At 72.3% G+C, this 9,839-nt stretch carries 11 protein-coding genes; 10 read left to right on the top strand and 1 reads right to left on the bottom strand.

All coding sequences use genetic code 11. From position 1 onward, the window contains the following. Nucleotide 1: 1 nt before the first annotated feature. On the top strand, nucleotides 2–316 hold the full coding sequence (locus G6R24_RS14470; RefSeq protein ID WP_163549774.1) for a GlsB/YeaQ/YmgE family stress response membrane protein: 315 nt from the start codon (nucleotides 2–4) through the stop codon (nucleotides 314–316). Nucleotides 317–433: 117 nt separating this feature from the next. On the opposite strand, the gene G6R24_RS14465 is transcribed toward G6R24_RS14470, so the two are convergent. After that, entirely contained in the window at nucleotides 434–1,084 is a 651-nt protein-coding gene (locus G6R24_RS14465; RefSeq protein WP_163549773.1) for an MBL fold metallo-hydrolase, read from the bottom strand. 653 nt (nucleotides 1,085–1,737) lie between these two features. On the opposite strand from G6R24_RS14465, the gene G6R24_RS14460 reads away from it, so the two are divergent. The 9 genes from G6R24_RS14460 to G6R24_RS14420 all read left to right on the top strand — a co-directional run. Beyond that, a complete protein-coding gene (locus G6R24_RS14460) occupies nucleotides 1,738–2,727 on the top strand; it encodes a ParA family protein (RefSeq protein WP_163549772.1) in 990 nt (329 codons plus the stop codon). A gap of 49 nt (nucleotides 2,728–2,776) precedes the next feature. After that, on the top strand, nucleotides 2,777–3,466 hold the full coding sequence (locus G6R24_RS14455) for a M50 family metallopeptidase (protein WP_163549771.1): 690 nt from the start codon (nucleotides 2,777–2,779) through the stop codon (nucleotides 3,464–3,466). Nucleotides 3,467–3,649: 183 nt separating this feature from the next. Then, nucleotides 3,650–4,627, top strand: a complete 978-nt coding sequence (locus tag G6R24_RS14450) for a segregation and condensation protein A (RefSeq protein WP_163549770.1) — start codon at nucleotides 3,650–3,652, stop codon at nucleotides 4,625–4,627. Further along, a complete protein-coding gene (gene scpB / locus G6R24_RS14445; protein ID WP_391530236.1) occupies nucleotides 4,624–5,256 on the top strand; it encodes an SMC-Scp complex subunit ScpB in 633 nt (210 codons plus the stop codon). Before G6R24_RS14450 ends, scpB begins: the two co-directional genes overlap by 4 nt. Nucleotides 5,257–5,647: 391 nt before the next feature. Next, nucleotides 5,648–6,433 (top strand): pseudouridine synthase, encoded by a 786-nt coding sequence (locus G6R24_RS14440; protein WP_225438535.1) that lies wholly within the window; start codon nucleotides 5,648–5,650, stop codon nucleotides 6,431–6,433. Nucleotides 6,434–6,519: 86 nt separating this feature from the next. After that, a complete protein-coding gene (locus G6R24_RS14435) occupies nucleotides 6,520–7,596 on the top strand; it encodes a prephenate dehydrogenase/arogenate dehydrogenase family protein (protein WP_163549776.1) in 1,077 nt (358 codons plus the stop codon). 91 nt (nucleotides 7,597–7,687) lie between these two features. After that, on the top strand, nucleotides 7,688–8,491 hold the full coding sequence (cmk, locus tag G6R24_RS14430) for a (d)CMP kinase (RefSeq protein WP_163549769.1): 804 nt from the start codon (nucleotides 7,688–7,690) through the stop codon (nucleotides 8,489–8,491). Further along, nucleotides 8,488–9,267: a lysophospholipid acyltransferase family protein gene (locus G6R24_RS14425; protein WP_163549768.1), complete on the top strand. Its 780-nt coding sequence runs from the start codon at nucleotides 8,488–8,490 to the stop codon at nucleotides 9,265–9,267. The genes cmk and G6R24_RS14425 overlap by 4 nt, the downstream gene beginning before the upstream one ends. A gap of 57 nt (nucleotides 9,268–9,324) precedes the next feature. After that, nucleotides 9,325–9,839, top strand: a 515-nt coding sequence (locus G6R24_RS14420; protein ID WP_225438534.1) for a GTPase, incomplete at its 3' end; no start/stop codon positions are given.

The following is a 9,839-nucleotide window of genomic DNA, read 5'->3' as shown; positions in this document are numbered from 1 at the left end:
GATGTTCCAAGTCATCTGGATAGTCTTCGCCGGTCTTGTGATCGGCGTGCTGGCTCGTCTGCTCGTGCGGGGACGGCAGGACATCCCGCTGTGGCTCACCGTCGCCGTCGGTATCGTCGGCGCGCTCGTCGGTAACCTCATCGCCAGCGCGATCGGGGTCCGGCACACCGGCGGTATCGACTGGATCCGGCACGTTCTCCAGGTCGGTGTCGCGGTCGGTCTCATCTTCGCGGTCGCTCCGCTGTGGGCCGCCCGCGGCCCGGGCAGCGCCCATCACCACGACAAGGACCGGCATCACACCGCCGGTCGCCTCTGACGGTCCCGCTGACAGCCACCGCTGACGGTCGCCCCTGACGGTTGCGTACGGGCGCGTCCACCGGCCCCGAGCTGGTTTCCCTGGCCGGACCCCGGTGGACGAATCCCGAACCGGCTGTCAGTGGCCGCGGCGGGCCCAGTCGTCGACGTCCAGCGCTTCCTCGCCGATGGTGGTGTCGTCGCCGTGGCCGGTGTGGACGATGGTGGCCGCCGGGAGGGTGAGCAGGCGGCTGCGGATCGAGGTGAGGATGGTCGGGAAGTCGGAGAAGGAGCGTCCGGTGGCGCCCGGGCCGCCGCGGAACAGGGTGTCGCCGCTGAACAGGACTGGGCTGTTCTGCAGCTGGCCGTAGAGGCAGACACCGCCGGGGGAGTGGCCGGGGGTGTGCAGGACCTGCAGGACGCCGCCGCCGGGCAGGGTGAGGATCTGGTTGTCGGCCAGGGCACGGTCGGGGGGTCGGCGCGGGTAGACCATGCGCCACAGTTCGTCGTCCGCGGGGTGCAGGGCGATCGGGGCCCGGACCAGGTCGGCGAGTTCGGCGGCGGCGTTGATGTGGTCGTTGTGGCCGTGCGTGGCGACGATGCCGGTGACGGTGCGGCCACCGACGGCGGCGGCGATCACGGACGGATCGTGGGCCGCGTCGATCACGAGGACCTCGTCATCGTCGCCGACCAGCCAGACGTTGTTGTCGACCATGAAGGTCTGGCCGTCCAGGGTGAACCCGCCACGTGTGATGACGCGGTCCACCCGGAGGTTCGCACTGCCGGTCATGCCGCCTGCTCCTTCACCCCGAACCTGGCTCCGAACCCGGAGCGCTCCGCTCCGCGGGGATGGCCGGTGTCGGGTGGCGCGCTGCGCCCGTCCGGTCGGCCCGCGCTGGCGGTCCCCGTGGCCAGACCGTATCCGCCGAACTGGTGACTCGCCCCGCCCCGCCCGTCCGGATGCGATCTCCGGTCGGTTACCGCGCCCTGACGGCCCCCAAACGGGGTAGCTCCGTGGCGTGGCGGAACGCGCAGTGAACGAGTGGGACGGGGATGAGTGTGGCGGCGGGAGGGGGCACGGTCAGCAGGGGCCGCGGGAAGGGCTGGGCCGACCGCCCCATACGGGCCACTGCCGGGGCCACCGGGAGTGCGCCGCGGACCGGCCCGGAGGTCGCAGTACACGGCGGCGGCGCGGCGGCGGTGGCGCCGGGACGGTGCTAGCGCTCACGGGCGGTGACATCGGGACATGCAGGTCAGATTGCATCTCACCAGTTACACCGGGTACCTGATTCGGGTTTCACCACAGGTGCCCGTGGCAACGCGCACACGCCGCCCATCACGCGACACGCCGTCTCATGGCCACCCAGGAACCCCTGGAGCGGGTCCGGGTCGGTACGCTCCAACCGGTCCGTTTCTGCTCTTTGTAGAAGGAGCAACCCCTCCGTGGTCCCTTCCACCGACGCCCCGTCCGTCGATCCCCCCATCCGCTTGTCCTATGGCGAGGTGACTGTCGGTGAACCCCGACTGTCCGAGGAGGGGAAGCTCGAGACCGGCGGCGAGAGTCTGGACGACGGGGTCGGCGAGCCCGGCCCGACCGGTCGACCACTGCCGTCCTTCCCGATTCCGGCACCGCTGACGTCCCATGGCCCGGCCTGGATCGTGGCCATGTGCAACCAGAAGGGCGGGGTCGGCAAGACGACGAGCACGATCAACCTGGGTGCGGCGCTGGCCGAGTACGGCCGTCGTGTCCTGCTCGTCGACTTCGACCCGCAGGGGGCGCTGTCGGTCGGGCTCGGCATCAACCCGATGCAGTTCGACCTGACCGTGCACGATCTGCTGCTCGGTGGGGCGAGCGACGTCCGGGAGGTCATCGTCGAGACGCAGGTCGATCGGCTCGATCTGCTGCCGAGCAACATCGACCTGTCGGCGGCCGAGGTGCTGCTGGTCACCGAGGTGGGCCGGGAGCACTCGCTGGCCCGGGCGCTGGCCCCCATCCTGGACGAGTACGACGTCATCCTGGTCGACTGCCAGCCCTCGCTGGGCCTGCTCACGGTGAACGCGCTCACCGCCGCCGACGCCGTGATCGTCCCGTTGGAGTGCGAGTACTTCGCGCTGCGCGGGGTGGCGCTGCTGCTCCAGACGATCGACAAGGTCCGCGAGCGGCTCAACTCGCGTCTGGAGGTCGCCGGCATCCTCGCCACCATGTACGACGCGCGCACCCTGCACGCCCGCGAGGTGCTCGCCCGGGTCGTCGAACGGTTCCCCGCCGAGGTCTTCCACACGGTGATCAACCGGACGGTGCGCTTCCCGGAGACGACGGTGGCCGGCGAGCCGATCACCACCTACGCCCCGACGTCGGTCGGGGCCGCGGGATACCGACGCCTGGCCCGGGAAGTGATGGTCCGTCACCACACCCCGCCCGCCATCTGCTGAGTCGGGCGCCGGGGCGTCCGGACCGGGACGTACGTGAAAAGGTGACACGGTGCTGTTCCATCTCGCCGAACCGGCGGTCCTGCTCGCCCTGCTGGTGGCCTTCGCGATCGGAGTGTTCGTGCACGACGCCGCCCAGGTGCTCACCGCCCGGCTGGTGCGCGACCCCACCCCGATGCGGGCCGGGCGGCTGACCGCCAGCGTGAAGACACGGCTGACCCCGTTCAGCGGGCTGGCCGTGTTCATCGTCGGACACGGCTGGGCGGAGTCGGTGCCGATGAACGACGTGTGGCGGCGTCGGCGCTTCCACGTGGCGGCGGCGATCCTCGCCGGGCCGTTGGCCTACCTGCTGCTCGCGCTCGGCTCGCTGGCGCTGTTCGGCCTGGTCAGCGACCGCGCGTCGATCGACCTCGGCGATCGGGTCATCGAGGCGACGGTCGTGAACAGCTTCGCCGCCGAGTTCACCCTGTGGCTCGCGGTGACGTTCGCCTCGATGTTCATCATCAGTCTCATCCCCGTCCCGCCGACCGACGGCGGCCGGCTGGTGTTCCTGCTCGGCGGTACCTCCGAGGGCTGGCGCAACACCCACTACCGGCTCACCGACGGCAACATCGGCCTGGTGATCCTGCTGGCGCTGCTGTTGCTGCCGGCGCTGTTCCCCGGGTTCCCGTCCGTGGTCGGCCAGCTCGTCGGTCCGCTGCTGCGCGGCCTCGGCTCGCTCATCGGCCTGCACCTGGTCTGACCCGGCCCGGGGCTGTCCCGCCCGCGCCTGGCCTGGTCGTCCCGCGCCGGAGCGCGCACCGGCGGGGTCGCCGCGCACCCGGGTGGACGGCGGTGCGCACCGGGGCGGACGTCCTGCGTACCGGGCGGGACGGGCCACCGAGTCGGTCGATCATGCCTGGATGGCCAGGCGTAGCGTTGCCGTATGACCCCCTCCCGCGCTGCCACACAGGCCACGGGCGCCGCCGGCGCGTCCGAGGGTGTGGGTGAGTCGGCCGGCGCCGCGGCGGCGAAGAAGCCGATGATCACGGCGCGGGGCGGGGCACCGGAACCGTTCGTGGTCGAGCTCGCCAACTTCTCCGGGCCGTTCGACCTGCTGCTCTCCCTCATCGCCAAGCACCGGCTGGACGTCACCGAGGTGGCGCTCTCCCAGGTCACCGACGAGTTCGTCGCGCATCTGCGACGGCTGGGCGACCGGTTCGACCTGGGTCAGGCCACCGAGTTCCTGGTCATCGCCGCCACGTTGCTCGACCTCAAGGCCGCCCGGCTGCTGCCCGGCGCCCTCTCCGAGGACGAGGCGGAGGACCTCGCCCTGCTCGAGGCCCGTGACCTGCTGTTCGCACGGCTGTTGCAGTACCGGGCGTACAAGGAGGCCTCGGCGCTGTTCGCGGGTCTGATGGCGCTGGAGGCCCGGCACGTGCCCAGGGCGGTGGCGCTGGAGTCCCGCTACGCCGACGCGTTGCCCGAGGTACAGATCGGCATCGGTCCCAGCGAGCTCGCGGCGCTGGCCGCCCGGCTGCGGGAGCCACCGCTGCCACCGCTGGTCGCGACGGACCACGTCCATCTGCCCCGGGTCAGCGTCCGAGAGCACATGATCGCTATCATCGGTCTGCTGCGGGAACTCGGTACCGCGGAGTTCCGCACCCTGTGCGCCGGCTGCCGCCAGACGATCGAGGTCGTGGCGCGGTTCCTCGCTCTGCTCGAGCTGTTTCGGGAGGGGCGGGTGTCCTTCGACCAGGAGGTTCCCCTCGGGGAGCTCACCGTGCGTTGGATCGCCGCCGACGACGTGGCCGCCGATCTGTACGCCGTCGGTCGTGGCCTGTACGGGGACGACGCCTCGTACGGGGACGACGACCCGCATCCCGATTCCGACGACGACGACGCGCACAAGGAGGCCTCGTGACCCCGCCGCCGCCCGCGCACCCGGTGCCACCGCAGCCGACCTCACCAACCCAGCCGCAGGCGTCGCCGCGGGTGCCGCGGGGCGAACGGCCACCGCTGGCCGCGCTGCTGGAGGCGGTGCTGATGGTCGCCGAACAACCGGTCGGTGTCGCCGAACTCGCCACCGGGCTCGGGGCGTCCGCACGGGAGATCGAACGCCTGCTGCCGCAGCTCGCCGAGTCCTACGCGCACGACGGACGCGGGTTCCGGCTGCGTCACGTCGGCGCCGGCTGGCGGTTCTACACCGCCGACGAGTGCGCCCCCTGGGTCGAGGGTTTCGTGCTGGCCGGCCAGCCGGCGCGGCTGAGCCAGGCGGCGCTGGAGACCCTCGCCGTCGTCGCCTACCAGCAGCCGGTCAGCCGTGGACGGATCGGTGCGGTGCGCGGGGTCTCCGCCGACGGCGTCATCCGTACCCTGACCGCCCGTAGGCTGGTCGAGGAAGTGGGGCACGACCCGGATACGGGTGCGATCCTCTACGGCACGACCGACTACTTCCTGGAACGGATGGGCCTACGCAGCCTCGAGGAGCTGCCCCCGCTGGCCCCCCTGCTCCCAGGACTCGACGATCTGGATGACTTTGTCACACCGTGAAGAACCTGACACCCGCCGTGAAGGCGCCGTTGTCAGCCGTGAAAGCTCCGCTCCCCGCCGGCAGGCCACCCGCCGTGACGCACCCGGCCGCGGAGACGCATCCGCTCGTCGGGAGGCGCCTGCCCGTCGGGAGGCGCCTGCCCGTCGGGACGCTCCCAGCCGTGGAGACGCGCCCGTCCGCCGGGGCGCGCCCGCCTACCGGGACGCTCCCGCCCGTGGGGACGCGCCTGCTCGTCGGGACGCGCCCGTCCGTCGGGACGCTCCCGCTGGTCGGGGTGCGCCCTTCCGTCGGGACGCACCGCCTCGCCGGGAGGCATCCGGTAGTCGGGATGTCCCCGCTCGTCGTGACGCACCAGTGCGGCGTGACGTGCCGGTCGGTCGGGACGCCGCCGTGCGGCGTGAGGCCCCGGTGAGCGGCGGCGGCAGCCGTGGCCGGCTGGGCGATGCCGCGTCCGAGGGCATTCGGTTGCAGAAGGTCCTGGCGGCGGCGGGAGTGGGTTCCCGGCGGGCCAGCGAGGAGATGATCGACGAGGGTCGGGTCCGCGTCGACGGGGCGGTCGTGCGCGAGCAGGGACGGCGCGTCGACCCGGAGACGGCCATCATCGAGGTCGACGGCGTGCGCGTCGTCACCCGCAGCGGGCTCATCCACCTGGCGTTGAACAAGCCGCGCGGGGTGCTCAGCACCATGTCGGACGACCGTGGTCGCCCGACCGTCGCCGGCCTGCTCACCGAGTTCGGACCGGGGCTGTTCCACGTCGGCCGCCTCGACGCCGACAGCGAGGGACTGCTGCTGGTCACCAACGACGGGGAGCTCGCCCACCGGCTGACCCATCCGTCCTTCGAGGTGGCCAAGACCTACCTGGTCGAGGCGTCCGGGCCGATGCGCCGTGAGGTTCCGCGCACGCTGCGTGCCGGCGTCGAGCTGGAGGACGGTCCGGCCCGCGCCGACTCGGTGCGTGTCGTCGACAACGCCAACGGGCGGGTCATGATCGAGGTCGTCATCCACGAGGGACGCACGCGCATCGTGCGCCGGATGCTCGAGGCCGTCGGCTACCCGGTGCACCGGCTGGTTCGCACCCAGCTGGGCCCGGTCACCCTCGGGACGCTGCGCGCCGGCCGGCCGCGGCACCTCAGTCGTGGTGAGGTCGGCGCGCTCTACCGCGACGTCGGACTGTGAGCCCAGCCGAACCGTCCACCGTGGTCGGCCCCACCGGCAGGGTGGGGCCGACCACGGCGTTGTCGACGGCCACGGACCTGGCATCGATGCCGCGCCGGGTCGGGATCGTCGGTACCGGGCTGATCGGCACGAGCATCGGCCTGGCCCTGGCCGCGCAGGGCGTCGAGGTGCTGTTGCGTGACACCGAGGACGTCCAGGTCACCATCGCCGAGAAGATGGGGGCGGGGCGACGCTGGGCGGGGGAGCGGGTCGAGCACGCCGTCGTCGCCACCCCGTTGCCCACGATCGCCTGGCAGGTGCACGAACTGCTGCTCGGCGGTCTGGCCGACACCGTCAGCGACGCGGGCAGCGTGAAGGTCCGGCCTGTCGAGGACGGTGTCCGCCTCGGCGGCGACCTGTCGTCGTGGTGTCCGGCGCATCCGATCGCCGGCCGGGAACGCCACGGCGCCGTCTCCGCGCGCCCAGACCTGTTCGCCGAACGGGTCTGGGCGGTGTGCCCACTGCCGCAGACCGTCGACGCGGCCCTGGCGGCCACCACCGCGGTCGCGCTGGCCTGCGGCGCGACACCGGTGCGCACCACCCCCGACCGTCACGACGAGGCGATGGCGACGGTCTCCCACGTCCCGCAGCTACTCGCCAGCGTGCTGGCCGGGGAGCTGACCGGACTCGACGCGCACGACGTGCCGCTGGCTGGCCAGGGCTTCCGGGACACCACCCGCCTGGCCGACAGCGACGCGGCGTTGTGGGCCGGCATCATCGAGGGCAACCGGGAGCCGATCGGACGCCGGGTCCGGTCGCTCGGCGGTGCGCTCGTCGCCCTCGCCGACGTCCTCGAGGCGGGCGACGCGGCCCAGGTCGCCACCGCCATCACCGCGCTGATGCGGGACGGCCACGCGGGACGGGCCCGGCTGCCTCGTAAGGCCGGTGCCACCGTGCGCGAGTGGGGCTGGGTGGGGGTCGTGCTCGACGACCGGCCCGGTCAGCTTGCCGCGATCGTCGGCCTGATCAGCGACTGGGGTGTCAACATCGAGGATGTGGGCCCGTTCGAACACAGCCTGGACGCCCCCGCCGGCATCGTCGAGCTCGCTGTGGATCCGACGGTCACCGACGAGGTCGTCCACCGGCTGGTAAACACCGGATGGACGGCATACCGACGATCCTGAAGTGGCACCGAGTAGCCTGATCCGGGTCGCACGCGACGGACGCGACGGACGCGACCCGATCATCCGCACGTATCCGGGACGGAGGAATCGGGTGGAGCCCGACCACGGGTCTGCGTTTTCCACCGGCGCGAGCGCCGACGACGCGACGCAGCAGGCGGCCATTTCGTCGGGACAGGGGCTGGTCGTCGCGGTCGACGGCCCCGGCGGGTCGGGTAAGAGCACCGTGGCCCGCGAACTCGCGCGTCGCCTCGGCCTGCGCTACCTCGACACCGGCGCGATGTACCGCGCGCTCACCCAGCTCGCGTTGGAGCAGCGCATCGACATCGAGGACGCCGCCGCCGTCGGTGAGCTCTCCGAACGGGCGGTGATCTCGGTGGGTGTCGACCCCGACGCCCCGACGATCGCCGTCGACGGCACCCGGGTCGACGCGGAGATCCGCACCCGGGCGGTCACCAACGCGGTCAGCGCGATCGCCGCCGTGGCCGCCGTGCGTGGCCGTCTCGTCGCCCAGCAGCGCCAGATCATCGAGGCGGCCGGCGCGGTCGGCGGGATCGTGGTCGAGGGCCGTGACATCGGCTCCGTGGTCGCCCCCGACGCCGAGATCAAGGTGTTCCTGACCGCGTCGACCGAGGTCAGGGCGTTGCGCCGGTCCCGTCAGCTCGGTGAGAAGGGCGTGGACGACGTCGCCCGCACCCTGGCCGAACTCGACCGCCGCGACGTTCTCGACAGCACCCGCGCCGCCGACCCGCTGGCCGTCCCCGACGGCGCGATCGTGCTCGACTCGACGACGATGGGCGTCCCCGAGGTGGTCGAGGAGGTCCTGCGCCACTGCGGCCAGTCGACCGCCGTAGGCCAGTCGGCCCCCGTGGGCCGGTCGACCAATGCGGTGTCATGACCGCTGATCCTCTCCCCGCCCCCGATCCCGCGCCGAGCACCAGCGCCGTCACAGACACAGGCACCGGCACTGGAACCAGCGCCGGTAGCGCCGGCCGTGCCGCGGCGCACCGGGGGGCGCAGTCGCCGGTCTACAGCGACCGGCCGCATCGGCTGCTCAAACCCGGGGTCCGTGCGGTGCTCAACCGGCTGGTCATGCGGGTCAACCTCGAGGGTGTGGAGAACGTCCCGCACGGCGAGCCGCTGATCTTCGCCGGTAACCACAGCAGCTGGCTGGACGGCCCGCTGGTCGTGATCGAGGCGCCACGGACCGTGCGCTGTCTGGTGAAGTCCGAGATGTACACTCGGATCGTCGGCCGGATGCTGCTGTTCAGCGGGCAGATCCCGATTGACCGCGGCCGTCCTGATCGGGATGCCCTGCACACCGCACTCGATGAGCTCTCCCGAGGCGGTGCCATTGGCGTGTTCCCCGAAGGTACCCGCGGCAGTGGTGAGATGGCCGCCGTCCAGCATGGCATCGCCTACCTCGCGGTCCACGGGCGCTGCCGGGTGCTGCCAGTGGCCTGTCTCAACACCGCTCAGGCGCTGCCCAAGGGCGCGCGCTGGCCGCGCCGGTCGGTGCGGGTGCGGGTGGTGTTCGGCAAGCCGTTCGAGGTGGAGGTGCCGGCGAACCCCCGTTCGCGTCGGGCGCTGGCCGCCGTCGCCGAGGACATCCGGGTACGCCTGCTGGACCATCTCGAGACCGCCCGTGCCACCCACGGCGGCTCCACCGTGTGATCATCGAGGATCACCGGCTCTGACGACAGGTATGGCAGCAATGCCAGTGACGAGACGATGACAGTGACGAACGAACTGGACGGCCGGATGCGCGGTAAAGCGACGCACGGCGGCAGCGGTGCGCAGAGTGACAGCGGTGCGCGGGGCGGCGGCGAGGCGCTGAGCGGGTCGGAACAGGCCGGCTGGCTGGCCGAGGCGGCCGAACTGGTCGGGTTCGCCGACGGTGACGACGGCGAGTTCGGTGGGCCGGCACTGGGGCAGCCGATCGTCGCCGTCGTCGGCCGGCCCAATGTTGGCAAGTCGACGCTGGTCAACCGGGTCCTCGGTCGACGCGCCGCCGTCGTGGAGGACGTTCCCGGGGTCACCCGTGACCGCATCGCCTACGACGCGACCTGGAACGGCCGCCGGTTCACCCTGGTCGACACCGGCGGCTGGGAGCCGGACGCGTCCGGTCTCGCCGCCCAGGTCTCCGAGCAGGCCCGCGCCGCGCTGGACACCGCCGACGCCGTGCTGTTCATCGTGGACGTCGTCACCGGCGCGACCGACGCCGACGAGGCCGTCGCCCGGGTGCT

The sequence above is a fragment of the Candidatus Frankia nodulisporulans genome, assembly GCF_902806475.1.
In the GTDB taxonomy this organism is placed as follows: domain Bacteria; phylum Actinomycetota; class Actinomycetes; order Frankiales; family Frankiaceae; genus Frankia; species Frankia umida.
The sequence above is the reverse complement of the archived record's forward strand: the minus strand, read 5'-3'. Positions and strand labels throughout refer to the sequence as shown.

Bases quoted from the DNA above. Each gene is read 5' to 3' on its own strand.
- G6R24_RS14470 (WP_163549774.1), top strand. From the start codon at position 2: ATGTTCCAAGTCATCTGGATAGTCTTCGCCGGTCTTGTGATCGGCGTG.
- G6R24_RS14465 (WP_163549773.1), bottom strand. From the start codon at position 1,084: ATGACCGGCAGTGCGAACCTCCGGGTGGACCGCGTCATCACACGTGGC.
- G6R24_RS14450 (WP_163549770.1), top strand. From the start codon at position 3,650: ATGACCCCCTCCCGCGCTGCCACACAGGCCACGGGCGCCGCCGGCGCG.
- G6R24_RS14435 (WP_163549776.1), top strand. From the start codon at position 6,520: ATGCCGCGCCGGGTCGGGATCGTCGGTACCGGGCTGATCGGCACGAGC.
- G6R24_RS14425 (WP_163549768.1), top strand. From the start codon at position 8,488: ATGACCGCTGATCCTCTCCCCGCCCCCGATCCCGCGCCGAGCACCAGC.